This is a genomic window from Saccharothrix variisporea, assembly GCF_003634995.1.
GTDB lineage: Bacteria > Actinomycetota > Actinomycetes > Mycobacteriales > Pseudonocardiaceae > Actinosynnema > Actinosynnema variisporeum.
Map to the genome: position 1 here is coordinate 7040027 of NZ_RBXR01000001.1, position 26166 is coordinate 7066192.

The following is a 26166-nucleotide window of genomic DNA, read 5'->3' on the forward strand; positions in this document are numbered from 1 at the left end:
CAAGCGGGCTTGCGGGTGGTGGTTGGTACCGGCGGGCTCTCGTTGTGGGCGGGGTGGTGGTGCACTGCCGGTGGGTGGGTTTCGGCTGGCGGAAGTTGGGTGGTCAGGGTGGGTTTTCGGGCTGGTGTGCAAAGGGTTTTCGGTGTCCGGAGTGGACGTGGTGGGTGGACACGCTCCGTGCGCCGGTAGCCTTCCGCGCGTGCCTGCCAAGCTTGAGGGCAAGGTCGCGACCGCCCCGCCTCGCCCTTCCCGCGTCCAGCCCGTCGCCGTGTCCGAGCTCGCCTCGACCGTGGACGCGCACCTGACCGCGCCCGATCGTGCGCACACGCCTGTTTCCGGTGTGACCTTGCGCGCCCAGCACGTGAAGGCCGGTGATCTGTTCGCCGCGTTGCCCGGGGCTCGTGCGCATGGCGCGGACTTCGTCGACCAGGCCGTTGCCCTGGGGGCGGTGGCGGTGTTGACCGATGAGGTCGGGGCCGCCAAGGTGCGGGCTGCTGTGCCCGTTCTGGTGCACCCGGAACCGCGTGAGGTGCTCGGGGCGCTGGCTGCCCGGGTTTACGGCGAACCCGCCACGAAGGTCGCGGTCTGGGGGGTCACCGGGACGTCCGGCAAGACGACCACCAGCTACATGGTGGAGTCGGCGTTGCGCGCGGCCGGGCGGACGACCGGGTTGATCGGGACGGTCGAGACGCGGATCGCGGGGGAGCGGCTGGACAGCGCGCTCACCACGCCCGAAGCGCCCGATCTGCACGCGCTGCTCGCCGTCATGGCCGAGCGCGGGGTGACGGACGTGGTCATGGAGGTGTCCAGCCACGCCCTGCGGCTGGGGCGGGTCGGTGGGGTCGGGTTCGCGGTGGCCGGGTTCACCAACCTCTCGCAGGACCACCTGGACTTCCACCCGTCCATGGAGGACTACTTCCAGACCAAGGCCCTGCTGTTCGACGGCCGCGCCCGGCAGGAAGTCGTGTGCGTGGACGGCGAGTGGGGGCGGCGGCTGGTCAAGCCGGAGACCGTCACGGTGTCCACCACCGGGGAAGCGGACTGGACGGCTTCGGACATCACGGTGTCCGCGACTGGCGAGCAGCGGTTCGTCGTGCACGGGCCGGTGAGCTTTGACGTCGAGTTGCGGTTGCCCGGCGAGTTCAACGTGGCCAACGCGCTGCTGGCGACCGCCATGCTGCACGCGCGGGGCGTCGACGCCGAGTCGATCCGGCGTGGCCTTGCGGACGTGCAGGTGCCCGGTCGGATGCAGCGCGTGGACGAGGGGCAGGACTTCACCGCCGTCGTCGACTACTCCCACAAGCCGCAGGCCGTGGCGTTGGCGTTGGACGCCGTGCGAGCTCGGGCGACCGGTCGGATCATCACGGTGCTGGGGTGTGGTGGCGACCGGGACACGGCCAAGCGGCCGCTGATGGGCGAAGAGGCGGCCCGGCGCAGTGACGTCCTGATCGTCACCGACGACAACCCGCGCAGCGAGGACCCGGCCGCGATCCGGGCCGCGATGCTGGCGGGCGCGCTGAACGTGCCCGACGGGGACCGGGGCGAAGTCCTGGAGATCGGGGACCGGCGTGCGGCCATCGAGCACGCCGTGGGCCTCGCCCGGCCCGGTGACGTCGTCGTCGTCGCGGGCAAGGGCCACGAGACCGGGCAAGAGGTGGCGGGCGTCGTGCACCCGTTCTCCGACGCCGACACCCTCGCGCACGCGATCAGAGAGGTCCGCCGGTGATCCCGCTCAGCCTGGCCGAGATCGCCGACGCCGTCGGCGGCACCCTCCACGGCACGGACGGCACGCCGGTGGTCACCGGCTCCGTCGAGTTCGACACCCGCAAGGTCACGGCGGGCGGGCTGTTCCTGGCCCTGCCCGGTGCCCGGGTCGACGGCCACGACTTCGCCGCGCAGGCCGTCGAGGCCGGTGCGGTGGGTGTGCTGGCGGGTCGTCCGGTGGACGGTGTGCCGACCGTTGTTGCACCGGCCGTCGAGAAGGAGCACGGCAACGCCTACGTCCTGTCGGGGGACACGGACGGCGCGGGTGCGGCGGTGTTGGCGGCGTTGGCGAAGCTCGCCCGGCACGTCGTGGACCGGCTCCCCGACCTGACCGTGATCGGGGTCACCGGCTCGTCGGGCAAGACCTCGACCAAGGACCTCATCGCCCAGGTGCTCGCTCCCCTGGGACCGACCATCGCGCCGCCCGGGTCGTTCAACAACGAGCTGGGCCACCCGTGGACGGTGCTGCGCGCCGACGAGTCGACTCGGTTCCTGGTGCTGGAGCTGTCCGCGCGCGGCCGTGGCCACATCGCCGCGCTGTGCACGGTGGCGCCACCCAAGGTCGGTGCGGTGCTCAACGTCGGCAGCGCGCACCTCGGCGAGTTCGGGTCCCGCGAGGGCATCGCGCAGGCCAAGGGCGAGCTGGTGGAGGCCCTGCCCGGCAACGGGATCGCGGTGCTCAACGCCGACGACCCGTTGGTGGCGGGCATGGCCGCGCGGACCAGGGCCGAGGTCGTCCTGGTCGGCGAGCACCCGGATGCCCACGTGCGGGCGGTCGACATCGAGTTGGACGCCACGGCCCGCGCCGCGTTCACGCTGGTCACGCGCAGCCATCGGGTCCCCGTGCGGTTGGCCGTGCACGGGCCGCACCAGGTCGGCAACGCGTTGACCGCCGCCGCGATCGCCCTGCGCCTGGGGGCGACCCCGCAGCAGGTCGCGGACGCGTTGTCGCAAGCCGAACGGGTTTCCGCGCATCGCATGGCGGTGGTCGAACGTCCTGACGGTGTGACGATCGTCAACGACGCCTACAACGCCAACCCCGAGTCGGTCCGCGCGGCGCTCAAGTCGCTCGCCACCATCTCGCGGGCCACCACCCCCGCCCGACGCAGCTGGGCCGTCCTCGGTCCGATGGCCGAGCTGGGCGACGACCACGTCCGCGCGCACGACGAGATCGGCAGGCTCGCCGTGCGCCTGGACATCAACAAGCTGGTCGTCGTCGGGGACCAAGCCCGCCCGATGCACCAAGGTGCGCACCTGGAAGGATCATGGGGCGAAGAAGCGGTATTGGTGCCGGATGTGGCGGCGGCCGTGGAGCTGCTGCGCGACCAGGTGCGGCCGGGTGACGTCGTGCTGGTGAAGGCATCCAACTCATACGGCCTGTGGCGGGTTGCCGAGGCCCTCCTGGAGGCGGTCAGCAAGTGAAGAGCATCCTCATCGCGGCGGCCATCGCGCTGATCGCGTCGATCATGCTGACGCCGTACCTGATCAAGATCTTCTCGCGGCAGGGCTTCGGCCAGGAGATCCGCGAGGAAGGCCCGCAGTCCCACAAGACCAAGCGCGGCACGCCCACCATGGGCGGTGTGGCCATCCTGGTCGCGATGTGGGCGGGCTACCTCGGCGCGCACCTGGTCAACTCGATGTCCGACGCGGCGAAGGAGCAGACGCCCAGCGCGTCCGGCCTGCTGGTGCTCATGCTGACCACGTCGCTGGGCATCGTCGGCTTCCTCGACGACTTCATCAAGATCCGCAAGCAGCGCAACCTGGGCCTGAACAAGACCGCCAAGCTGGTCGGCCAGTTCGTCGCCACCATCATCTTCGCCATCCTGGTGATGCAGTTCCCGAACCGGCAGGGCCTGACCCCGGCGTCGGTGAACCTGTCGTTCGTGCGGGACATCGCGGTGGTGTCGTTCGGCGTCGTCGGGTTCGTGGTGTTCTGCTACGCGGCGATCTCCGCGTGGTCCAACGCGGTCAACCTCACCGACGGCCTCGACGGCCTCGCGGGCGGCACGTCCGCGATGGTGCTCGGCACGTACGTGGTGATCAGCTTCTGGCAGTTCCGATACAACTGCTCCAACCTGCTGGTGGCGGGCTGCTACGAGGTGCGTGACCCGCTGGACCTGGCGCTGGTGGCCGCCGCCGCGATGGCGGGCTGCATCGGCTTCCTGTGGTGGAACGCCGCGCCGGCCAAGATCTTCATGGGTGACACCGGGTCGCTGGCGCTGGGTGGTCTGGTCGCGGGGCTGTCCATCGCGACCCGCACCGAGCTGCTGATGGTCGTGATCGGCGGCATCTTCGTGGTCGAGGCGCTGTCGGTGGTGTTGCAGGTGGCGGTGTTCCGGACGTCCCGGCGGCGGTTGTTCCGCATGGCCCCGTTCCACCACCACTTCGAACTCGCCGGGTGGGCGGAAACCACGGTCATCATCCGGTTCTGGCTGATGGCGGGCATGTGCTGCATGTTGGGCCTGGGCCTGTTCTACAGCGAGTGGCTCACCGCGGCGGGGAGCTGACGTGGGGTTCCTGGCCGGTCGCGACGTCCTGGTCGCCGGCGCGGGCGTGACCGGCCGGTCCGCCGCCGAGGCCCTGCTGGCGGCGGGTGCCTCGGTGACCGTGACCGATGGTTCGCCTGACCGGCTGGACGCCCTGGAGCCGTTGCTGCCCGGGGTGGCGCTGGTGCCGGGGCTGGTCGCGCCGCCGTCGTCCGCGGAACTGGTCGTGACCTCGCCGGGGTGGCGTCCGGACAGCCCGCTGCTGCTGGCGGCGCGCGCGGCGGGCGTCGAGGTGATCGGCGAGGTCGAGCTGGCGTGGCGGATGGGCCTGGAACTGGCCGACCCGCCCGCGTGGCTCGCGGTGACCGGCACCAACGGCAAGACCACCACGGTCGGGATGCTGGAGTCGATCCTGCGGGCGGCCGGCATCGACGCCGTGGCGTGCGGGAACGTCGGGCTGCCGGTGGTGGACGCGTTGCTGGCCGGGCACCGGGTGCTGGCGGTGGAGCTGTCGAGCTTCCAGCTGCACTGGTCGCCGTCCGTGCGGCCGGCGGCGGGGGTGCTGCTGAACCTGGCCGAGGACCACCTGGACTGGCACGGGTCGTTCGAGGCGTACGCGCGGGCCAAGGCGCAGGTGCTGACCGGCGAGGTGGCCGTGGCGGGGGTGGACGACCCGTACGTGTCGCGCTTGCTGTCGGAGGCTCCCGCGCCGGCGCATGTCGGTTTCACGTTGGGTGAGCCCCAGGAGGGGCAGCTCGGCGTGTTGGACGGCAACCTGGTGGACCGGGCGTTCGGGCCGGACACCGTGCTGGCGGCGGTGTCCGAGGTGCACCCGGCGGGTCCGCCCGGGTTGGCGGACGCGTTGGCCGCCGCCGCCCTGGCGCGGGCGCACGGTGTGTCGGCGGAGGCCGTGCGGCAGGGGTTGCGTGATTTTCGGCCGGGCGCGCACCGGGCGGAGGTCGTGGCGGTGTGCGAGGAGATCACGTACGTCAACGACTCGAAGGCCACCAACCCGCACGCGGCCTCGGCGTCGCTGCGGTCGTACGACAGCGTCGTGTGGGTGGCCGGTGGGTTGTTGAAGGGCGCGTCGGTGGACGACCTGGTGCGGGGAGAGTCGCACCGGCTGCGCGGGGCCGTGCTGATCGGGGCGGACCGTGAGGTGATCGCGGCGGCGTTGGCCAAGTACGCGCCGTCCGTGCCGGTGGCGGTGTTGGAGGACGCGACCATGCGGGACGCCGTGCGGGCGGCGCGGTCGATGGCGCAGCCCGGTGACGCGGTGGTGCTCGCGCCGGCGGCGGCGTCGATGGACATGTTCACCGACTACGCCCACCGGGGGCAGGCGTTCGCGGAGGCCGTGCGGGAGCTCACCGGTCACGTCTGATCCGCGTTGGGTGTGGGCGACACGCGGCGGATTTTCACCTTTCCCCGTGCGGGGCGGGAGACGATGCACGCATGACAGCGGTGGACAGAGCGGTGGAGCGGGGCGGGCGGCCCAAGCGGACGGTGAAGGTGGTTGCCGTTCGCAGTGCGCTCACCGCGTGGTTGGGCCGGCCGCTCGCGGACTTCCACCTGCTGCTCGCGATCTTCGGCCTGCTGACCGTGCTGGGCCTGGTGATGGTGCTGTCCGCCTCGGCGCCCGGCGAGGTCGCGGACGGGGCCTCGGCCTACAGCGTCTTCCAGAAGCAGTTGCTGTACGTGGCGGTCGGGGCGATCTTGTTCCTGGTCGTGCTGCGCGTCCCGCTGCGCACGATCCGGCAGAGCAGCATGATGGCGATGCTGGCGTGCGTGGTCATGCTGGGCCTGGTCCTCACTCCACTCGGGACGGTCGCGGGTGGCGCGCAGTCCTGGTTCACCGTGGGACCCGTGTCGTTCCAGCCGATCGAGGCCGCGAAGCTCGCGATGGCGTTGTGGGGCGCCCACGTCCTGGTCACCAAGCGGGCGCTGCTGGACCAGTACCGGCACCTGCTGGTGCCCGTGGTTCCCGTCGCCCTGCTGGTGTTCGCGCTGGTGATGCTCCAGCCCGACCTCGGCGGCACGATCACGCTCGGCGTGGTCCTGATCAGCCTGATGTGGTTCGTGGGCGCGCCGATGCGGTTGTTCGGCGTGATGGCGATCGGCGCCGCGGCGAGTGCGGCGGTGTTGGCGGTCGGCGCGACCTACCGGCTCGAGCGGGTGCTCACCTACCTGGACCCGGACAAGGACCCGACGGGCGCCGGACTCCAGGCCCGGCAGGCGATGTTCGCCTTGGCGGAGGGCGGGTTCTTCGGCAAGGGCCTGACCAACGGCAGTTCCAAGTGGCGCTATTTGCCGAACGTGCACAGCGATTTCATCTTCGCGGTGATCGGCGAGGAGCTCGGTTTCATCGGCTGCCTGCTGGTGCTGGGCCTGTTCGCGCTGCTGGCCGTGGTGGGCCTGCGGATCGCCGCGCGCAACACCGACCCGTGGATCCGGCTGGTGTCGGCGACGCTGACCGTGTGGCTGGTGGCGCAGGCCGCGATCAACATCGGGTACGTGGTGCGGTTGCTGCCGGTCACCGGCATCACGCTGCCGATGATCTCCTCGGGTGGCACGTCGATCGTCACCACGATGGTCGTGTTCGGCATCCTGGCCAACTGCGCCCGGCACGAGCCGGAAGCCGTGTCCGCGCTGCGGTCGCTGGGTCCCGGCCGGGTCGGCGGCGTGCTGAAGCTGCCCGCGCCCGAGGCCTACAAGCCGCCGCCCAAGCGCCGGCCCGTCCGACCGTCCCCGCCGCCGCGCAGCCGCAAGGCCGCGCCGCCGCCGGTGGACGAACGGAGGATGGCCGGCCGTCACGCTCCGCCGTCGGAGTACCGTCGGCGCGACTCGCGCCGGGCGACCCAGGACCGGTCCCGGCGCCGCGACGGGCGTTAGCCCGACCCACGACACAAGGAGGAAGTGCGTGACCGGGGTTCCCCAGCAGGCCGGACCGTGCGTGGTGGTCGCCGGAGGCGGCACCGCCGGGCACATCGAGCCCGCCCTGGCCCTGGCCGACGCGGTCAAGCGGCTGCGGCCCGACGCGCGCGTGGTCGCGCTGGGCACCGAGCGCGGGCTGGAGAACAAGCTCGTGCCCGCCCGCGGCTACCCGCTTGAGCTGATCCCGCCGGTGCCGATGCCGCGCAAGCCGTCGCCCGACCTGCTGAAGCTGCCGCTGCGGGTGCGCGAGTCCGTCAAGCGCACCCGGGAGGTGCTGGAACGCCACCACGCCGACGTCGTGGTCGGGTTCGGCGGGTACGTCTCGCTGCCCGCCTACCTCGCCGCGCGCGGCCGGGTGCCGATCGTGGTGCACGAGGCCAACGCCAAGGCGGGCCTGGCGAACAAGGTCGGCGCGAAGTTCGCCGAGCGCGTGGCCGCCGCCGTGCCGGACTCGGGCCTGACCGACGCCGAGATCATCGGCATCCCGCTGCGGCACTCGATCACCTCGCTGGACCGGGCCGCCCTGCGCGCCCAAGCCCGCGCCCACTTCGGCCTCGACCCCAACGCCCCGACGCTGCTGGTGTTCGGCGGCTCGCAGGGCGCGCGGTCGATCAACAACGCGGTGTCCGGCGCGGCGCAGGCGTTCGCGCGGGCCGGGATCGGCGTGCTGCACGCCCACGGGCCGAAGAACACCTTGGCGGTGCAGGCGGTGCCGGGTGCGCCCGCGTACGTGCCGGTGCCGTACCTGGAGCGCATGGACCTCGCCTACGCCGCCGCCGACGCGGTGCTGTGCCGGGCGGGCGCCATGACCGTCGCCGAGGTGTCCGCCGTGGGCCTGCCCGCGGTGTTCGTGCCGCTGCCCATCGGCAACGGCGAGCAGGCCCTCAACGCCGGGCCCGTGGTGACCGCCGGCGGCGGCATCCTCGTCCCGGACGAGCAGCTGACCCCGGACTGGGTCGCCCAGCACGTCGTGCCGCTGGTCGCCGATCGGGGCAGGCTGGCGGCGATGACCACCGCCACGCTGAGCACCGGCCACCGCGAGGCCGACGAGGTGCTCGCCCGGATCGTCCTGGATGTGATCAAGAAGTGAGCGTTCTGGAGAGGGTTCACCTCGTCGGGATCGGCGGGGCGGGCATGAGCGGGATCGCCCGCATCCTGCTGGCGCGCGGCGCGCACGTGTCCGGCTCGGACGCCAAGGACTCGCGCACCGTGCTGGCGTTGCGCGCGCAGGGCGCGAAGGTCGCCGTGGGTCACGCCGCCGAGAACCTCGACCTGCTCGACGACGGCCCCACGGCGGTCGTGGTGTCCACGGCGATCCGCGAGGACAACCCGGAGCTGGCCACGGCCCGCGAGCGCGGGGTGGTCGTGCTGCGCCGCGCCGAGGCCCTGGCCGCGCTCATGCTGGACCACCGGGTGGCCTGCGTGGCGGGGACGCACGGCAAGACGTCCACCACGTCGATGCTGACCGTGGCGTTGCAGCACTGCCGCATGGACCCGTCCTTCGCCATCGGCGGCGACCTCAACGAGTCCGGCGCGAACGCCCACCAGGGCACCGGCGGGATCTTCGTGGCCGAGGCCGACGAGAGCGACGGGTCGTTCCTGTTCTTCGCCCCCTCGGTCGCGGTGGTGACCAACGTCGAGGCCGACCACCTCGACCACCACGGCACCGTCGAGGCCTACACCGCGGTGTTCGACTCGTTCCTGGAGCGCATCGAGCCCGGCGGCGTGCTCATCGCCTGCGTGGACGACCCGGGCGCGAAGGCGCTGGCCGAACGCGCGAAGGGCCTCGGCCTGCGGGTCCGCCCCTACGGCCGCACGGCGACCGGCGCGGGTGCGGCAACCCTGGTGGACTACCGGCCCGAGGACGGCGGCGGCATCGCGGTGCTCGACCTCGACGGCGAGAAGCTGGACGTGCGGGTGTCCGTGCCGGGCGAGCACATGGCGGGCAACGCCGTCGCCGCCCTGCTGGCCGCGCTGGAGCTGGGTGCCGACCGGGACTGCGTGCTGGAGGGCTTGGGCGCGTTCGGCGGGGTGCGGCGGCGGTTCGAGTTCAAGGGCCGCGCCGGCGGCGTCCGGGTCTACGACGACTACGCCCACCACCCCACCGAGGTCGCCGCGCAGCTCACCGCCGCCCGGCCGGTCGCGGGGGAGGGCAAGCTGGTCGTGGTGTTCCAGCCGCACCTGTACTCGCGGACCCGGCTGTTCGCCGCCGAGTTCGGCACCGCGCTGGGCCTGGCCGACGAGGTCGTGGTGCTCGACGTGTACGGGGCGCGGGAGGACCCGGAGCCCGGCGTGACCGGCGCGATGGTCGCCTCCGCCGTGCCGCCGGACACCGCGCAGGTGCACTACGAGCCGTCGTTCGACCGGGTGCCCGCGCTGGTGGCGGGCCTGGTCGGCGAGGGCGACGTGGTGGTGACCATGGGCGCGGGCGACGTGACCATGCTCGGGCCGGAGATCGTCGGGGAGCTGGACCGGGCATGACGACCCAGGCGGCGCGCCGCCGCACCGCCACCGCGTCGCGGCGGCGCCCGTCGCGGCGCGGAGGACCCTCCCGGCGCGTGGTGCTGCGCCGCCGGGCCGTCGCGCTGCTGTCCCTGGTGACCGTGACCGGCCTGGTGGTGGCGGTGTGGTTCACGCCGCTGCTGGGCGTGCGGGAGGTGGACGTGGCGGGCACCGTCGAGCTGACCGCCGACCAGGTCCGCCAGGCCGCCGCGATCGAGTCGGGCACGCCGCTGGTCCGGCTCGACGTGGACGCCGTCGCCGCGCGGGTGCGCGAGCTGCCCCGGGTGGCCGGGGTGCGGGTGGACCGCTCCCTGCCCGGCACGGTGCTGCTGACCATCGAGGAGCGCACGCCCGTCGCCGTGATCAACGCCGGCGACGGCGCGCACATGGTCGACGCCACCGGGCGGGACTACGCGACCGTGTCCCAGCCGCCGGCGGGCCTGCCGGAGCTGAAGGTGCAGGCCCGCGGCCTGCCCGCCGCCGTCGCGGTGCTCGTGGCGCTGCCGGAGCAGCTGCGGCGCGAGGTCCTGGCCGTGTCGGCGACGACCCCGGCGGACGTCAAGCTGACCCTGACCGCGGGCCGCGAGGTGCGGTGGGGCTCGCCCGACGACACCCCGCGCAAGGCGGCCGTGCTCGACGTCCTGATGACCCGGGACGGTTCGGTGTTCGACGTGTCCAGCCCGGAGCTGCCGACCGTGTCGTGATCTTCACCACGGCCGGCCGGCGAAAGTCGATCGTCGTCCGGGTGTCCTGCGGCGATACTGCGCGGCATGACCCAGACGAAGATCGTGACCAAGCCCGAAGAGCGGGTCGAGGTCGACTACACCGGCGACGAGCGCACCCTGCTCACCGGGTTCCTGGACTTCCTGCGCGGGACCATCCAGCTGAAGTGCGCCGGACTGTCCGAAGAGGACGCCCGCCGGTCCACCCTGCCGTCCCCGCTGAACACGGCGGCGGGCATCGTCAAGCACCTGCGCTGGGTGGAGCACTACTGGTTCGAGGTCGCCCTGCTCGGACGGCCCAACGCCGCCCCCTACACGAGGGAGGACCCGGACGCCGATTGGCGGATCGAGCCGGGGGAGACGATCTCGGGATTGCTGGCCGACTACGCTGAGCAGTGCAAGGTGAGCCGCGACGTCGTCGCGGGGCTCGACCTCGACCACGAGGTGGAGTTCCGGGGGGACAAGAGGCTTTCCGCGCGCTGGGTGCTGATCCACCTCATCGAGGAGACGGGTCGGCACGCGGGGCACCTGGACGTGGTGCGCGAGCTGCTCGACGGCGTGACCGGCGAGTAGACCTGGCTCACCCGGTCGGGACACAACACGGCGTGGCAACTGGACCGAGGCTTTTTTGGTGCATAACGTCCAGCGGGAACATACGGGGTTGACATAACTCTCTACCTCTGGTTGAGGGTTTCAATCCGGGTGGACTTCCGTCCGGGTGTGACACCGGTGGTCATCCACTCCAGCACATGAGCACGGACACGATCAGGAAGGCGGATCCGATGACGCCCCCGCACAACTACCTCGCGGTGATAAAGGTCGTCGGCATCGGCGGCGGCGGCGTGAACGCCGTCAACCGGATGATCGAGGTCGGGCTCAAGGGCGTCGAGTTCATCGCGGTGAACACCGACGCGCAGGCGCTGCTGATGTCCGACGCCGACGTCAAGCTCGACATCGGCCGCGAGCTGACCCGCGGCCTCGGCGCGGGCGCCAACCCCGAGGTCGGCCACAAGGCCGCCGAGGACCACCGCGAGGAGATCGAGGAGGTCCTCAAGGGCGCCGACATGGTCTTCGTGACCGCCGGCGAGGGCGGCGGCACCGGCACCGGCGGCGCGCCGGTCGTCGCGTCCATCGCCCGCAAGCTCGGCGCGCTGACCATCGGCGTCGTGACCCGCCCGTTCTCCTTCGAGGGCAAGCGGCGCGCGAAGCAGGCCGAGGAGGGCATCCAGGCGCTGCGCAACGAGTGCGACACGCTCATCGTCATCCCGAACGACCGGCTGCTCCAGCTGGGTGACATCGGTGTCTCCCTGATGGACGCGTTCCGCTCGGCCGACGAGGTGCTGCTGTCCGGTGTCCAGGGCATCACCGACCTGATCACGACACCCGGTCTGATCAACCTGGACTTCGCCGACGTCAAGTCGGTCATGTCCGGGGCGGGCTCGGCGTTGATGGGCATCGGTTCCGCGCGCGGTGAGGGCCGTGCCGTGCAGGCGGCGCAGAAGGCCATCAACTCGCCGCTGCTGGAGGCGTCCATGGAGGGCGCGCACGGCGTGCTGCTGTCGATCGCGGGCGGGTCGGACCTGGGCCTGTTCGAGATCAACGAGTCGGCGTCGCTGGTCCAGGAGGCCGCGCACCCGGACGCGAACATCATCTTCGGTACGGTCATCGACGACTCGCTGGGCGACGAGGTCCGCGTGACGGTCATCGCGGCCGGCTTCGACAGCGGCGGCCCGACCCACAAGAAGCTGGAACCGCAGGCCCTGTCCTCCCCGCCGCGCACGACGGTCGCGCCGGGCCAGTCGGGCGTGGTGCAGCAGCAGCCGGTGGCCCAGCAGCAGGTGGTGCAGCAGCCGGTGGCACAGCCGGTCCAGCCGGTCCAGCCGCCGGTGGAGCAGGCCCCGGTGGCCCCGCCGCGCCCGACCGTGCCGCCGCAGCCGACCCAGACCAACGGCGCGACCCCCCAGCCCACCTACCCGACGCCGCCCCAGCCGACGGTGCCGCGCTCGCTGTCCCAGAGCGGCTCCCTGCCGTCCCGGGCCGTGCCGGTGACCGACGACCCGGACGACGAGGTCGACGTGCCGCCCTTCATGCGCCGCTGAGGTAGGTGGCCGCCATCGAGAGCCCGTTTCCCACCGGGGGAGGCGGGCTCTTCGCGATTCGGGGGTGGCCGGGCTCGATCGGGTTCGGCGGGGGGCGTGGCAGGCTGTGCGGGTGCGCATCCGTCGTGTCGTGACCACCCGCGAAGGCGGGGTGTCGAAGCCGCCGTTCGACTCGTTCAACCTCGGCGACCACGTCGGCGACGACCCCGCCGCCGTCGCCGCCAACCGCCGCCGGCTCGCCGAGGGCCTCGGGCTCGACGTCGACCACCTGGTCTGGATGGAGCAGGTGCACGGCCGGACCGTCCAGGCGGTCGACGGCCCCCAACCGCAACCGCTCGAAGCCACTGACGGCGTCGTCACCGCCACCCCCGGCCTCGGCCTGGTCGTCCTGACCGCCGACTGCGTCCCCGTCCTGCTCGGCGACCCGGAAGCCGGGGTGGTCGGGGCCGTCCACGCGGGCCGGGTCGGGGCACGGGTCGGGGTCGTCCCCGCCGCCCTGGACAAGATGGTCGAGCTCGGCGCCCGCGAGGACCGGATCGAGGTCCTCCTCGGCCCCGCCGTGTGCGGCCAGTGCTACGAGGTGCCGGCCGAGATGCGGGCGGACGTCGAGAAGCACCTCCCCGGCAGCGCCGCCAAGTCCCGCGCGGGCAAGCCCTCGCTGGACCTGCGCGCCGGCATCTGGCAGCAGCTCGCGGACGCCGGCGTCGGCAAGATCGGCGTCGACCCCCGCTGCACGGTCGAGGAGAAGACCCTGTTCAGCCATCGGCGTGACCCCGGAACGGGGCGGATCGCCGGCGTCGTCTGGATCGACGCATGAGCCGCCGCGACGAGCTCGCCGCCAACCTCGCCGAGGTCCGGGAGCGCATCCACCAGGCGTGCGAACGAGCCGGCCGCGACCACCGCGAAGTGACCCTGCTCGCGGTGACCAAGACCTTCCCCGCCCAGGACGTGGCCCTGCTCAGCGACCTCGGCCTGACCGAGTTCGCCGAGAACCGCGACCAGGAGGCGAGCCGCAAGACCGAGGAGTTCGCCCGGCTCAGGCCGGATGCGCACGCCCGGTGGCACATGGTCGGCTCGGTCCAGCGCAACAAGGCCAAGTCGGTCGTGACCTGGGCCGACCAGGTCGACGCCGTCGACTCCACCCGGCTCGTCGACGCCCTGGCCAAGGCCAACGCCGGCCGCGACCCGCTGGACGTGCTCCTCCAGGTCAGCATCGACGGCGACCCCCACCGCGGCGGCTGCCCGATCCCGGACCTCCCCGACCTCGCCGACTACGTCGCTCGGACGAGTGAACTTCGTCTGCGCGGTGTGATGACCGTCGCACCCCTCGGGATGTCTCCAGAGGTCGCGTTTCGTGCTCTTCAAGGTGCGGTAACCCGCTTGCGTGACGATCATCCCACTGCCACCGTGATCTCGGCGGGGATGTCCGGTGACCTGGAAGATGCCATCGCGCACGGATCGACGTGCGTGCGTGTCGGAACAGCGCTGCTGGGCAGCCGGGGGCTAGCCTCGCCGTAACTGGCAGGAACCTCGGGACGGCCGCGACGTCCTAGCGGGTAGGGATCGGCGGAGGAAGGGCTCGACCATGAGCGGGTTTCACAAGCTGAAGGCCTACTTCGGGATGGTTCCCGCCGAGTACGCCGACGACCCTGACTACGACGGTGAGCGCGGGCGCTACGACTACCGGTCCGACGCCGACGACTACGACGCCTACCCCGAGTACCCGGAGCGCAACGGCCGGCGACGGCCGCACGGCGGCTACCGGGCCGAGCTGGACGACACCGACGACTACGAGCCCGACGCGCGCAGCCGTGCGCGCCGGTCGTGGGCCGCGGAGCCGACCCAGGGCGCCCTGGCCGTGGAGCCGTCGCGCGAGCCGGTGAGCCGGGTCCGCCCGGTGGCGCCGGAGCCGTCCCGCCAGACGCTGGGCCGCATCACCACGCTCAACCCGCGCAGCTACAACGAGGCGCGGACCATCGGGGAGCACTACCGCGACGGCACGCCGGTGATCATGAACCTCACCGACATGGACGACGCGGACGCCAAGCGCCTGGTCGACTTCGCCGCGGGGCTCGCCTTCGCGCTGCGCGGCTCGATCGACAAGGTGACGAACAAGGTGTTCCTCCTCTCACCCCCCAACATCGACGTGACGGCGGAGGACCGGAGGCGACTCGCGGAGGGCGGGTTCCTCAACCACGGGTGAGTGATGGCACAGTTGACGGTGTGTATGCCCTCGCGCTCGTCGTCTACTACGTCCTGTTCTCGTTCTGGCTGCTGCTCACGGCCCGCGTCGTGGTCGAGCTCGTCCGGACTTTCGCCAGGCAGTGGCGTCCGGCGGGCGGCGTCGCGGTGGCCCTGGAGACCGTCTACACCGTGACCGATCCCCCGGTCCGTCTGCTGCGTCGGCTCATCCCGACCGTGCGGATCGGGGGCGTCGGGCTGGACTTGTCCATTATTGTGCTGTTGCTGGTCGTTATCATTCTGATGCGAGTAGCCGATCCCAGGTGAGGGGACCAGGGATGTCCACAGCCCAGGAGTGCGTGAGGTGATCTGATGCCGTTGACCCCCGCGGACGTGCACAACGTCGCGTTCAGCAAGCCGCCGATTGGCAAGCGGGGCTACAACGAGGACGAGGTGGACGCGTTCCTCGACCTGGTTGAGGGCGAACTCGCCCGCCTGATCGAGGAGAACAACGACCTGCGCCAGCAGGTCGAGCAGCTCGACCAGCAGGTCGAGACCGCGCGTGCCGACCTCGAAGACGCCCGAGCCAAGATCGCCGCGGGCGTGGGTGGTCCCAGCCGGGTCGTCGACGAGCCCCGCAGGCTGGCCCCGGTGCCACCCCCCTCGGCGCTGGAGCAGACCTCGCCCGGTGGTGGCGGTGACCACCACGTGCAGGCCGCCAAGGTGCTCGGTCTGGCCCAGGAGATGGCCGACCGGCTCACCGGCGAGGCCAAGGCCGAGGCCGACGGGATGCTGTCGGAGGCCCGGACCAAGTCCGAGCAGCTGCTCTCCGAGGCCCGTGCCAAGGCCGACACGATGGTCAACGAGGCGCGCACCCGCGCCGAGACCATGCTGAACGACGCGCGGACGCGCGCCGAGACGCTGGAGCGGCAGGCCCGCGAGAAGGCCAGCGCGCTCGACCGCGACGCGCAGCGCAAGCACGCCGAGGTGATGGGCAACATCACCCAGGAGAAGAACACGCTCGAGAAGCAGATCGACAAGCTCCAGACGTTCGAGCGCGAGTACCGGACCCGGCTCAAGACCATGCTGGAGTCCTCGCTGCGCGACCTGCAGGACCGCGGCCCGGCCGCGCCGTCCGACGGCCGCCAGCAGGGCTACTCGTTCGGGGCGCGCGCCGAAGCGGGCTGATCGACGGGCGCTGATCTAGTCTGCGCACGTGCTCTACATCGTTCTGCTGCTGGTGCTGGCAGCCCTGGGGCTGCTCGTGCCCGCCCTGACCACCGCCCAGACCCACTGGGCGTGGCTCTCGGTGGGCGCGAGCGCCGCCGCGGCCCTGGTCCTGGTCTGGGACTGGTGGCTGCGCCGCCGGTCGGGGCCCGCGCCGGCGGCTGCCGGCACCGCGGTGGAACGAGCTGATCACCAGGCTAGCGCCGATGATCAAGTAGACGCGGTCGCGGACGTCCCGGACACGCCTGTTTCACCCGATCAGGACGTCGAGCCGGGTGAAGAGGACACGGACGCCGCCGACCTGCTGGTCGTGGCGGACCTGACCGACGAGGTCCGGGTCCTGGACGAGCACCCGCGCTACCACCTGGCGTCGTGCTCGTGGCTGGCCTCGCGGGCGACCCTGGGGTTGCCGATCGCCGAGGCCCGGCAGCTGGGGTTCACGCCGTGCGCGGTGTGCACCCCCGACGCCGTGCTGGTGGCCCGGAAGAAGTCGTCGGGCTCGACCGACGGCTAACCGGTTTGCCGGCACCGGCTACCCTTGACGTACAGGCACCGATCCGGCCATCACCGGGGAGCCTCCGGAAGAACAGGCGCACCAGCGCCCCAGTAGAACCGGACGGGTGCGGCCCGTCACAGCCGTCAACGAGAGGCCGTCGCGCGTGCGCGTCGGCAAGCGGGGTGGTACCGCGGTGTGCCCGACTCGGCTCGGGCGCGTCGTCCCCGCGTGCCGGGCGAGAACAGCACGCGAGGAGCTAGCACGATGGCCTACCCCAAGGCAGGCGAGGGTCCGGTGCCCTCCCAGCCGTCCTTCCCCGCCCTCGAGCGGGACGTCCTCGACTTCTGGAAGTCCGACGCGACCTTCCAGGCGTCGATCGACGCGCGGCCGGCGGGGGACAAGGGCGCCAACGAGTTCGTCTTCTACGACGGCCCGCCCTTCGCCAACGGCCTGCCGCACTACGGCCACCTGCTGACCGGCTACGTCAAGGACGTCGTCCCGCGCTTCCAGACCATGCGCGGCAAGCACGTCGAGCGCCGGTTCGGCTGGGACACCCACGGCCTGCCCGCCGAGGTCGAGGCGGAGAAGCAGCTCGGGTTCTCGTCCAAGTCCGAGATCGAGGCCTTCGGCATCGAGAAGTTCAACGAGGCCTGCCGCACCTCCGTGCTGCGCTACACCGACCAGTGGCGCGACTACGTGACCCGCCAGGCCCGCTGGGTCGACTTCGACAACGACTACAAGACCCTCGACCTGGACTACATGGAATCGGTCATGTGGGCCTTCAAGACCTTGTGGGACAAGGGCTTGGTCTACGAGGGCTTCCGCGTGCTGTGGTACTGCTGGCGCTGCGAGACGCCGCTGTCCAACACCGAGACCAAGATGGACGACACCTACCGGGACCGGCAGGACCCGGCGGTGACGGTGGGCCTGCGCCTGGAGACCGGCGAGCTCGCCCTGGTGTGGACGACGACCCCGTGGACGCTCCCGTCCAACCTCGCCGCCGCCGTGCACCCCGACGTGGACTACGTGACCGTCGAGGGCCAGGACGGCAACAAGTACCTGCTGGCCGAGGCCCGCGTGCCCGCGTACGCCCGCGAGCTGGGCGAGGAGCCGACCGTCGTCGCCCGCTACAAGGGCTCCGACCTGGTCGGCAAGAAGTACCGGCCGCCGTTCGACTTCTTCGTCGGCCGCGAGAACGCCCACCAGGTGCTCACGGCGGACTACGTCACCACCGAGGACGGCACGGGCATCGTCCACATCGCCCCCGCCTTCGGTGAGGAGGACAAGCTCGTCACCGACGCCGCCGGCATCGAGGTAGTCGTCCCCGTCGACGCGCACGGCCGGTTCACCGCCGAGGTCCCGCCGTACCAGGGCCAGCAGGTCTTCGAGGCCAACAAGGCGATCATCCGCGACCTGAAGGACGCGGGCCTGCTGCTGCGCCACGAGACCTACGACCACCCGTACCCGCACTGCTGGCGGTGCGACAACGCGCTCATCCAGCGCGCGGTCTCGTCGTGGTTCGTCGCCGTGTCCCAGTTCAAGGACCGGATGGTCGAGCTGAACAAGCAGATCAACTGGGTGCCCGAGCACATCCGGGACGGCCAGTTCGGCAAGTGGCTGGAGAACGCGCGGGACTGGAACATCTCCCGCAACCGGTTCTGGGGCTCGCCGATCCCGGTGTGGGTGTCCGACGACCCGGAGTACCCGCGCGTGGACGTCTACGGCTCGCTGGACGAGCTGGAGCGCGACTTCGGCGTGCGCCCGACCGACCTGCACCGGCCCGGCATCGACGAGCTGACCCGGCCCAACCCGGACGACCCGACCGGGCGCTCCACCATGCGCCGGGTGCCCGAGGTGCTGGACTGCTGGTTCGAGTCCGGCTCGATGTCCTTCGCCCAGGTCCACTACCCGTTCGAGAACGCCGAGTGGTTCGAGAACCACTACCCGGGCGACTTCATCGTCGAGTACAACGGCCAGACGCGCGGCTGGTTCTACACCATGCACGTGCTGGCGACGGCCCTGTTCGACCGGCCGGCGTTCAGCAACTGCGTGGCGCACGGGATCGTGCTGGGCGACGACGGGCAGAAGATGTCCAAGTCGCGCAAGAACTACCCGGACGTCAACGAGGTGTTCGACCGGGACGGCTCGGACGCCATGCGGTGGTTCCTCATGGCGTCGCCGATCCTGCGCGGCGGCGACCTGATCGTCACCGAGCGGGGCATCCGGGACGCGGTCCGGCAGGCCGTGCTGCCGCTGTGGAACTCGTGGTACTTCCTCGCGCTGTACGCCAACGCCGAGGGCGTCGAGGGCAAGTGGCGGACGGATTCGCCGCACGTGCTGGACCGGTACGTGCTGGCGAAGACGCACGACCTGGTCGCCGGGGTGACCGAGCAGCTGGAGACCTACGACATCTCCGGCGCGTGCGCGTCCATCCGGGAGTTCCTGGAGGTCCTGACGAACTGGTACGTGCGCCGCTCGCGCGACCGGTTCTGGGCCGGCGACCAGGACGCCGTGGACACGCTGCACACCGTGCTGGAGGTCGTGTCGCGGGTGGCCGCGCCGCTGCTGCCGTTCACGACCGAGGTGGTGTGGCGGGGCCTGACCGGTGGCCGGTCGGTGCACCTGACCGACTACCCGGCCGTGGCCGACCTGCCGGCGGACGACGCGCTGGTGGCCGCGATGGACCAGGTCCGCCAGGTGGCCTCGACCGCGTTGTCGCTGCGCAAGGCCAACAAGCTGCGCGTGCGGCTGCCGTTGGCCAAGCTGGTGATCGCGGCGTCGGACGTAGCCCAGCTGGAGCCGTTCGTCGAGGTCCTGCGGGACGAGGTGAACGTCAAGGACGTCGAGCTGACCACCGACGTCGACGCGCACGGGCACTTCCAGCTCGCGGTCAACGCGCGGGTCGCGGGTCCCCGGTTGGGGCCGGACGTGCAGAAGGTCATCAAGGCCGTGAAGGCCGGTGACTGGTCCGAAGTGGACGGTCGGGTGGTGGCCGCCGGGATCGAGCTGTTCCCGGAGGAGTACGAGCAGCGGCTCGTCGCCACGGACCAGGGCGCCACGGCGGCCCTGCCGGGCAACAGCGGGCTGGTCGTGCTGGACACCGTCGTGACCGCGGAGCTGGCGGCCGAGGGTGTGGCGCGGGACCTGGTCCGGGTCGTGCAGCAGGCCCGCAAGGACGCCGGGCTGGACGTGTCGGACCGGATCGCGCTGACCTTGCAGCTGCCGGACGGCGAGGTCGCCGAGGCGGTGCGGCGGTTCGAGGAGTTCGTGGCCGCGGAGACGCTGAGCACGTCGGTGGCTTACGGCGAGGTGGCCGACGGGTCCGAGGGTGCCGTGGGTGACGGGGCCAAGGTGCGGGTGGCTGTGGCCCGCGCCTGACGTTTCCGGACCGGACTGCTGGACTGGGACGCCGGGATTCCTGCGGGAGTCCCGGCGTTTCAGTTCTGCGGAGCGGTGAGGTCGAGGGTCATGAAGTAGCTCAGCGGGTCCGGGCCGTAGTGCCCGAACGGTCCGGTGGGCACGAAGCCGTGGCGGGCGTAGAGCCGGCGGGCCGGGGCGAAGAAGTCCTGGGTGCCCGTCTCCAGGTTGAGCCGGCGGTAGCCGCGCCGGCGGGCTTCCTCGACCAGGAACGCGACCAGGTGCCCGCCCACACCGCGCCCGCGGGCCTCCGGCCGGGTCCGCATCGCCTTGACCTCCCCTTCGGAGGGGGAGAGTTCCCGCAGCGCGGCGCAGCCGAGGAGGGTGTCCCCGCTCCACGCCGTGAAGAACGACACGCCGTCCTTGAGCAGCTGCGCGTGGTCGAGGGCGTGGACGCTCTCGGCGGGCGACACCGAGTACATCTCGGCGAGGTGCTCGGTGATCAGGTCCCGGACCGGCCGGCGGGTGAGGTCGTCGGGCTCGATCGACAGCGTGTCTCTCATATTCGGGATAGTATCTCCGATGTGGGACAGACTGAGAGTGGTGCGGGTCACGACCTGGACCTGGACCTGCGCCTGGCCGCGCGGCTCGCCGAGCTGCGCACCCAGCGGGCGTGGTCGCTGGAGGACCTGGCACGGCGTTCGGGTGTCAGCCGGTCGACGCTGTCCCGGCTGGAACGCGCGGAGATCAGCCCCACCACGGCGTTGCTGAGCAAGCTGTGCGCGACCTACGAGCTGACCATGTCCCGACTGCTGGCCGAGGTGGAACCGGCGCCGTCACCGCTGGTGCCCGCCGACCGGCAGCCCGTGTGGCACGACGACGACGCCGGCATCACCCGCCGGTCCGTGTCGCCGCCGTCGGCCGGGCTGCGCGGCGAGGTCGTCGAAGTCACCCTGCGGGCCGGCGCGGACATCGCCTACGAGGGCTCGCCCGTGCCGGGCCTGGAGCACCACGCGTGGATCTTGGCGGGCGCGGTGGAGGTGACGGTCGACGGCTCGGTGCACGAGGCCCGAGCCGGCGACTGCCTGCGCTTCCGCCTCTGGGGCAGCTCACGGTGGCGCAGCCTCGGCCCCGACCCGGCCCGCTACGCGCTCGCGCTGGTCCTTCCCTGACCCCGCCGGCTCAGGTCAGGGCTTGGCACACCGTGATGAGGAGGTGGATCGACTCCACCAGGTGCGGTGGCGGCGGGTCGAGCCGGTCCACCAGTTCCTCCAGCCACACCATCTCGTCGTCCAAGGTCAGACACCTCCCTCCCGGTCCAGCAGGGTGCGCAGGGTGGTCAGGCACCGGCCCCGGGTCGGGCCGATGCTGCCCCTCGGCATGGACAGCGCCTCCGCCACCGCCCGGTACTCGGCCCGGCCCGCCAGCACCGTCAGGCGCAGCACCTCCTGGCAGCGCCGGGGCAGCTCGGAGAAGGCCCGCCACAGGCGGCGGTCCCGGTCGTCCCGCAGGGCTTCGGTCTCCGGCAGCCACCGGGTGTCGGCCACGTCCAGGGCCGAGTCCGACGACAGGGCCGGGCGGCCGTTGAGCTCCCGCCACGCCCGTTGCGCCTCGCGCCGGGTGGTGACGATCAGCCACCCCGCCAGGGCGCGGGGCTGGGCGATCCGGTCCAGGTGGCGCAGGAGGCTGAGCCACACCGTCTGCACCACGTCCTCGGCGGTGGGTTGGTCCAGGCCGTTGCCCCTGGCCACGTGCCAGACCAGCGGGGTCAGCTCGGTGACCAGGGCGTCCAGGGCGGACCGGTCGCCGTCCCGGGCGGCCAGCAGGAGGGCGGCGTGGCGTTCCGGGGTGGAGGTGGGCGGGCTGGCCTGGGCCATGATCGCCGCCACGCCCAGGTCGTCCTCGGCCGGGTCGTCCGGGATCGCCTCGGACAGCTCCGCGCGCAGGTCGGCGAGCTTCGGGTCGAGGTCGGGGGTGTCGTCGGTCATGGCGTCTCCTTCCCTCGGCGCGGCGACCTGGCCCGGCGCTCGGCGTTGCCCACGACCGCGCTGATCCGGGCGCGGGCCTCGGAGACGTACCGGCGCACCGAGTCCCGCCCGCATCCCAGCACGTCGGCGATCTCGTCGTCGCCGAAGTCCCAGAAGCGCAGCACGAGCGCGGTGCGCAGCCGGTCGGGCAGGCGGGCGATGGCGGCCAGGGTGGAGTTGAGCTCGTGCCACGTCTCGGCTTCGCGGTGGCGTTGGACGAGCAGGCGGGACCTCGCGATCACCTCGTCGGTCACCTCGCTGGGTCGTTCCAGGCGGCGGGACTGGTCGACCAGCAGGTTGCGGATCGTCTTGACCAGCCACGCGCGGCGGGCGGCGGGACTGATGGTCGGCCAGTGCCGCCAGGCGCCGACGAACGCCTCCTGCACCGCGGACTCGTGGTCCAGGTGCGGGGACATCACCGCGGCGAACCGGAACAGCCTGGTCCGCTCGCGGTGGTAGAAGTCGCTGAAGGAAGCCGCGTGGTCATCGGAGTTCCCCGGTGTCACGAACCCTCCCTCTGGTCAGCGCCCGGTACTGGGAAGACGGACGCCGGCGCCGGTTGTGGACGCCCCGGGTTTCTCAGACGAACCGGCCGGCCACCGCCCGCATCGCCCGCACCCACCACGACCAGCGCGCCGGGCGGTGCTCGACACCGGCTTCGGCGCTGAGGTTGTCCAGCAGGTCTTCGATCAGAGCGTCGTGCAGCCAGCGCAGCGCCAGGGGCCAACCCAGGTGCATCCACCCGATCGGGCGGCCGGTGAGCACGTGCCGCACCCCGCCCGGGACGACCTCGAAGGAGTGGGTCCCGGTGATGAACCGGGTGAAGGTGAACTCGACCCGCTTGCCGGGTTCGTAGGCGGTGCAGCGGTAGCGGACGAAGCCGTGCCCGCCGTCCGCGCCCACGCCCAGCGGGCGGTCCAGCACCAGCGGCGGCCAGTCCTTCGACGGCCATGCGCTTATCGCGCGTTCGACCCAGTCGCCACGCGGGGGAAGCATCCGGGTGTGCACGTTCATGATCATCTGAGCCTCCGTACGGTACCGTATGGAACGTGACCGTACGGTAGCGTATGGCGCTGTGACGAAGCGCCGGACCAAGGACGACTGGACCGCTGTGGCGTTGGAGGCCCTGGCCGAAGGCGGGGTCACGGCCGTGGCCGTGGAACCGCTGGCCGCGCGGATCGGCGCCACCAAGGGCAGCGCGTACTGGCACTTCCCGAACCGCGAGGCCCTGCTCAAGGCGACGCTGGAGCGCTGGGAACGCGAGCACACCGAAGCCGTGATCGAGTTGGTCGAGGCCAGGTCGACGCCGATGGACAAGCTGCGGACCTTGTTCGCGTACGTCCTGGAGGACCCGGCGGCCAGCGCGATCGAACTGGCGATGCTCGCGGCCAAGGACGACCCGGCGGTGGCGCCCGTGCTCAACCGGGTCACCGAACGCCGGATCGCGTACTTGGAAGAGTTGTTCGCGGCGTTGGGTTTCGTCGGCGAGGTCGCGCACCACCGTGCCGTGCTGGCGTACTCGGTCTACCTGGGACAGGCGCAACTGCTGATCGCCGCCCCGCACGTGGTCACCGGCCGGCGGGCGCTGCTGGAGGACACGATCGCGGCGGTGGTCAGCCGTGGCTGAGCCGTTCCGGTTCGGGGTCCGGGTGAAGCCCGGTGCCAAGCGCGACGCGGTGGGTGGCCGGTGGGGCGAGCGCGCTTTGGTGGTCGCGGTGGCCGCGCCGGCTGTGGAGGGCAAGGCGAACGAGGCGGTTCGCCGAGCTTTGGCCGCCGCTTTCGGGGTGCGTCGGCAGGACGTGCGTGTGGTGCACGGCGAACGCGGCCGGGACAAGGTCGTGGAACTCGAACCCGCTCCGGGTGATGCCCGGGAAACCCTCGAACGTCTGCTCGCCGGCTGACTCCCGAGCGCAGCGCTCTCGAGCGCGAAGCGTGGGCTTGGGGGCGGAGGGTTCCGTTTACTGTAAGCGCGCGCAGCGCGCTGCGTGTGGTGCTCTCAACCACAGGTGGAGGGCCTCGGTTCCCCCGCCGTATGGCCTGCCCGAAGGGCTACCGCATTTTGGGCCGGGTGCAGCCGAAAGTTTTTGCGAGGAACGAGCAAAAAGTTTTAGCGGCACCCGGCCCAAAATGTGGTTGGCTCCGCCAGGCCATACGGCGGGGGAACCGACGCCCTTCACCCCCCCCGCTGGCGGCCTGCCGCGCGGCGAGCGCCGCTTTTGATCTTTCGATCTTGAGAGCGCGCCAGCGCTCCCAGGAGCGCGAAGCGCGTTCGGCTTGAGAGCGGAGCGTTCCGGTTCAAAGATGAAAAGAGCCTCGCCGGCGGGCAGGCCGCCAAAGATGACTCAACTGCAACGGCGGGGGCTTCTTGCTTTTGTCATCTCCGTATGGCCTGGCGGAGCCTACCACAGATTTCCCCGGGTGCCGCTAAAACTTTTTGCTCGTTCCTCGCAAAAACTTTCGGCTGCACCCGGGGAAATCTGTGGTAGCCCTTCGGGCAGGCCATACGGAGATGACAAAAGCAAGAAGCCCGAGTTGGGTTGTGTCCTTCCGGTGGACTGCCAACCGGCAAAGCAGGCGGACTGTCGATCGACGGCTCGCCGATGGCCCGTGGTGCGGGTGGAGGGGGCGGGTGGCCTGGTGCCCGATTAGTCCAGATCGGGGTCACCGGGGAGAATGACCACCACCGGGTGAACAACAGGGAGGTCGTGTGGGTGGTGTGACGGCCTTCCTCGGCATCGGCGCCGCGGTTCTGCTGCTCTCCGTCATCGCGGTGCGGGTGTCGATACGGCTTGGTCTGCCCTCGCTCCTGCTCTACCTCGGCATCGGCGTGCTGCTCGGCGAATCCGTGCTGGGCATCCCGTTCGACGACGCCGACCTCACCCGTTCGCTGGGCACGGCCGCGCTCGTGTTGATCCTCACCGAAGGTGGGCTGACCACGCGGTGGACGGCGGTGAAACCCGCGCTGGGGTTGGGGATCGCACTGTCCACAGTGTCCGTCGGCGTGAGCATCGGGGTCACCGGGTTCGCGTTGCACGAACTGCTCGGCCTCGACTGGCGCACGGCGCTGCTGTGGGGAGCGGTGCTGTCTTCGACCGATGCGGCGGCGGTGTTCAGCGTGTTGCGCGGGGTGGGGGTGGGCAAGCGGTTGACCGGGGCGTTGGAGTTGGAGTCCGGGATCAACGACGCGCCCGTCTACATCGCGGTCGTCCTGCTCGCCTCGCCTGATCCGGTTTCTTGGACCGCGCCGGTGCTCATGGTCTACGAGTTGGCGGCGGGTGGCGCTATCGGTGTGGCGCTGGGGTGGCTTGGTGGAGCCGGGCTGCGGCGGGCGGCGTTGCCGGCTACCGGGTTGTACCCGTTGGCGACTGTGGCGGTGTGTTTGCTCGCTTATACCGCGGGTGATTTGGCGCATGCGTCTGGATTCCTTGCCGTTTACACCGCCGCGTTGGTGTTGGGGAATGCGCGGCTGCCGCATCGGGCGGACACGTTGTCGTTCGCCGAAGGGCTGGGCTGGATCGCCCAGATCGGGTTGTTCGTGTTGCTCGGGCTGTACGCCTCGCCTGGGCGGCTGCTGGAGGCGCTCGTGCCCGCTTTGGTGGCGGGTGGGGTGTTGGTGTTGTTGGCACGGCCGTTGTCGGTGTTGTGCGCGGCGTTGCCGTTTCGGGTGCCGTGGCGGGAGCAGGTGTTCATCTCGTGGTCCGGGCTGCGGGGTGCGGTGCCGATCGTGTTCGCGCTCATCCCCTTGATCCAGAACGTGCCGGGTGCGCAGAACCTCGTGGACGCAGTGTTCGTGCTGGTCGTGGTGCTGACGGTGGTGCAGGGCAGCACGTTGCCGTGGCTGGCGCGCTGGCTGAAGTTGGAGAAGTCGGGGGAGGCGCGGGAGGTCCAGGTGGACTCGTCGGCGCTGGATGAACTGGGCGCGGAACTGCTGCAGGTGCGCATCCAGCGTGGGTCGAAGCTGCACGGCGTCTACCTGAGCGAGCTGCGGCTGCCGCCGGGTGCGTCGGTGAGCCTGGTGGTGCGGGGTGACGAAGGGTTCACGCCGCAGGCCACGACCCGGCTCCAGGAGCACGACCAGCTCCTGGTCGTCTGCACCGACAGCGCCCGCACCGCCACCGAGCAGCGCATTCGCGCGGTCGACCGGGCCGGCCGGTACGCGCGCTGGAAGGGCGACACCGGTCTCCCATGATGTGAACGCCGCTCGACTCGGGCTCCGGTGGTGGGTTAACGTCGGGGCCAAGGTCATGAGTGCCAGCGCGAAGCTCGGGCTAGCTGGCCGGCAACCCTCCTACCGCGGTGGGGTGCCCCCGATGAGGACCTGGCCTGGCGCGGAGGGCGTCGGGCAAGCGCGGGCCTCCCTCGACGGCAGCGGAG

Annotated in this window: 25 protein-coding genes and 1 riboswitch; of the genes, 21 read left to right on the top strand and 4 right to left on the bottom strand. The window is 71.4% G+C overall.

Translation table 11 applies throughout. The features are described 5' to 3' along the window. Positions 1 to 199 precede the first annotated feature (199 nt). From DFJ66_RS32185 to ileS, 17 genes are all read left to right on the top strand, one after another. Positions 200 to 1726: a UDP-N-acetylmuramoyl-L-alanyl-D-glutamate--2,6-diaminopimelate ligase gene (locus DFJ66_RS32185; RefSeq protein ID WP_170199784.1), complete on the top strand. Its 1527-nt coding sequence runs from the start codon at positions 200 to 202 to the stop codon at positions 1724 to 1726. After that, a complete protein-coding gene (locus DFJ66_RS32190) occupies positions 1723 to 3186 on the top strand; it encodes a UDP-N-acetylmuramoyl-tripeptide--D-alanyl-D-alanine ligase (RefSeq protein ID WP_121226800.1) in 1464 nt (487 codons plus the stop codon). Before DFJ66_RS32185 ends, DFJ66_RS32190 begins: the two co-directional genes overlap by 4 nt. Continuing rightward, positions 3183 to 4271 carry a phospho-N-acetylmuramoyl-pentapeptide-transferase gene (gene mraY / locus DFJ66_RS32195; protein ID WP_121226802.1) on the top strand — a complete coding sequence of 363 codons (1089 nt, stop codon included), beginning with the start codon at positions 3183 to 3185 and terminating at the stop codon, positions 4269 to 4271. Before DFJ66_RS32190 ends, mraY begins: the two co-directional genes overlap by 4 nt. 1 nt (position 4272) lies before the next feature. Continuing rightward, positions 4273 to 5631 (top strand): UDP-N-acetylmuramoyl-L-alanine--D-glutamate ligase, encoded by a 1359-nt coding sequence (gene murD, locus DFJ66_RS32200; RefSeq protein WP_121226804.1) that lies wholly within the window; start codon positions 4273 to 4275, stop codon positions 5629 to 5631. 71 nt (positions 5632 to 5702) lie between these two features. Continuing rightward, positions 5703 to 7139 carry a putative lipid II flippase FtsW gene (ftsW, locus tag DFJ66_RS32205; RefSeq protein WP_121226806.1) on the top strand — a complete coding sequence of 479 codons (1437 nt, stop codon included), beginning with the start codon at positions 5703 to 5705 and terminating at the stop codon, positions 7137 to 7139. A 28-nt stretch (positions 7140 to 7167) separates the two neighbouring features. After that, positions 7168 to 8271, top strand: a complete 1104-nt coding sequence (gene murG / locus DFJ66_RS32210) for an undecaprenyldiphospho-muramoylpentapeptide beta-N-acetylglucosaminyltransferase (protein ID WP_121226808.1) — start codon at positions 7168 to 7170, stop codon at positions 8269 to 8271. Further along, a complete protein-coding gene (murC, locus tag DFJ66_RS32215) occupies positions 8268 to 9662 on the top strand; it encodes a UDP-N-acetylmuramate--L-alanine ligase (RefSeq protein WP_121226810.1) in 1395 nt (464 codons plus the stop codon). Before murG ends, murC begins: the two co-directional genes overlap by 4 nt. Beyond that, positions 9659 to 10387 (top strand): cell division protein FtsQ/DivIB, encoded by a 729-nt coding sequence (locus DFJ66_RS32220; RefSeq protein ID WP_121226812.1) that lies wholly within the window; start codon positions 9659 to 9661, stop codon positions 10385 to 10387. The genes murC and DFJ66_RS32220 overlap by 4 nt, the downstream gene beginning before the upstream one ends. A gap of 66 nt (positions 10388 to 10453) precedes the next feature. Next, entirely contained in the window at positions 10454 to 10978 is a 525-nt protein-coding gene (locus tag DFJ66_RS32225; RefSeq protein ID WP_121226814.1) for a DinB family protein, read from the top strand. Between the two features lie 209 nt (positions 10979 to 11187). Beyond that, complete coding sequence (ftsZ, locus tag DFJ66_RS32230; RefSeq protein WP_121232048.1) at positions 11188 to 12504, top strand: cell division protein FtsZ; 1317 nt, start codon at positions 11188 to 11190, stop codon at positions 12502 to 12504. 112 nt (positions 12505 to 12616) lie between these two features. Then, a complete protein-coding gene (pgeF, locus tag DFJ66_RS32235) occupies positions 12617 to 13321 on the top strand; it encodes a peptidoglycan editing factor PgeF (protein ID WP_121232049.1) in 705 nt (234 codons plus the stop codon). Beyond that, the gene (locus DFJ66_RS32240; protein ID WP_121226816.1) at positions 13318 to 14022 is read left to right on the top strand and encodes a YggS family pyridoxal phosphate-dependent enzyme; all 705 of its coding nucleotides are present in this window, start codon (positions 13318 to 13320) and stop codon (positions 14020 to 14022) included. Before pgeF ends, DFJ66_RS32240 begins: the two co-directional genes overlap by 4 nt. Positions 14023 to 14089: 67 nt before the next feature. After that, on the top strand, positions 14090 to 14707 hold the full coding sequence (locus DFJ66_RS32245) for a cell division protein SepF (protein WP_121226818.1): 618 nt from the start codon (positions 14090 to 14092) through the stop codon (positions 14705 to 14707). Between the two features lie 20 nt (positions 14708 to 14727). After that, positions 14728 to 15012, top strand: a complete 285-nt coding sequence (locus DFJ66_RS32250) for a YggT family protein (protein ID WP_121226820.1) — start codon at positions 14728 to 14730, stop codon at positions 15010 to 15012. A 45-nt stretch (positions 15013 to 15057) separates the two neighbouring features. Beyond that, positions 15058 to 15873 carry a DivIVA-like cell division protein Wag31 gene (gene wag31 / locus DFJ66_RS32255; RefSeq protein ID WP_121226822.1) on the top strand — a complete coding sequence of 272 codons (816 nt, stop codon included), beginning with the start codon at positions 15058 to 15060 and terminating at the stop codon, positions 15871 to 15873. 28 nt (positions 15874 to 15901) lie between these two features. Then, positions 15902 to 16426: a hypothetical protein gene (locus DFJ66_RS32260; RefSeq protein ID WP_121226824.1), complete on the top strand. Its 525-nt coding sequence runs from the start codon at positions 15902 to 15904 to the stop codon at positions 16424 to 16426. Positions 16427 to 16672: 246 nt separating this feature from the next. Next, entirely contained in the window at positions 16673 to 19786 is a 3114-nt protein-coding gene (gene ileS, locus DFJ66_RS32270) for an isoleucine--tRNA ligase (protein ID WP_121226828.1), read from the top strand. A 59-nt stretch (positions 19787 to 19845) separates the two neighbouring features. Here ileS and DFJ66_RS32275 read toward each other — a convergent pair whose 3' ends face one another. Continuing rightward, positions 19846 to 20328 (bottom strand): GNAT family N-acetyltransferase, encoded by a 483-nt coding sequence (locus DFJ66_RS32275; RefSeq protein WP_211351388.1) that lies wholly within the window; start codon positions 20326 to 20328, stop codon positions 19846 to 19848. A 21-nt stretch (positions 20329 to 20349) separates the two neighbouring features. Here DFJ66_RS32275 and DFJ66_RS32280 point away from each other — a divergent pair, with 21 nt between their 5' ends. After that, a complete protein-coding gene (locus tag DFJ66_RS32280; RefSeq protein ID WP_121226830.1) occupies positions 20350 to 20937 on the top strand; it encodes a helix-turn-helix domain-containing protein in 588 nt (195 codons plus the stop codon). A 126-nt stretch (positions 20938 to 21063) separates the two neighbouring features. On the opposite strand, the gene DFJ66_RS32285 is transcribed toward DFJ66_RS32280, so the two are convergent. The 3 genes from DFJ66_RS32285 to DFJ66_RS32295 all read right to left on the bottom strand — a co-directional run bounded on the left by DFJ66_RS32285 (position 21064) and on the right by DFJ66_RS32295 (position 22812). After that, positions 21064 to 21642: an RNA polymerase sigma factor gene (locus tag DFJ66_RS32285; RefSeq protein ID WP_170200258.1), complete on the bottom strand. Its 579-nt coding sequence runs from the start codon at positions 21640 to 21642 to the stop codon at positions 21064 to 21066. Positions 21643 to 21749: 107 nt separating this feature from the next. Beyond that, entirely contained in the window at positions 21750 to 22298 is a 549-nt protein-coding gene (locus DFJ66_RS32290) for an RNA polymerase sigma factor (protein ID WP_121226834.1), read from the bottom strand. 73 nt (positions 22299 to 22371) lie between these two features. Next, positions 22372 to 22812, bottom strand: coding sequence for an SRPBCC family protein (locus DFJ66_RS32295; RefSeq protein WP_121226836.1), 441 nt, complete (start codon positions 22810 to 22812; stop codon positions 22372 to 22374). A 55-nt stretch (positions 22813 to 22867) separates the two neighbouring features. Here DFJ66_RS32295 and DFJ66_RS32300 point away from each other — a divergent pair, with 55 nt between their 5' ends. The 3 genes from DFJ66_RS32300 (at position 22868) to DFJ66_RS32310 (ending at position 25981) form a co-directional block, all read left to right on the top strand. After that, a complete protein-coding gene (locus tag DFJ66_RS32300; protein ID WP_121226839.1) occupies positions 22868 to 23419 on the top strand; it encodes a TetR/AcrR family transcriptional regulator in 552 nt (183 codons plus the stop codon). Continuing rightward, a complete protein-coding gene (locus DFJ66_RS32305; protein ID WP_121226841.1) occupies positions 23412 to 23693 on the top strand; it encodes a DUF167 domain-containing protein in 282 nt (93 codons plus the stop codon). Before DFJ66_RS32300 ends, DFJ66_RS32305 begins: the two co-directional genes overlap by 8 nt. 806 nt (positions 23694 to 24499) lie before the next feature. After that, complete coding sequence (locus DFJ66_RS32310; protein ID WP_121226842.1) at positions 24500 to 25981, top strand: potassium/proton antiporter; 1482 nt, start codon at positions 24500 to 24502, stop codon at positions 25979 to 25981. Between the two features lie 51 nt (positions 25982 to 26032). Continuing rightward, positions 26033 to 26147, top strand: a riboswitch (SAM riboswitch). Positions 26148 to 26166 lie beyond the last annotated feature (19 nt).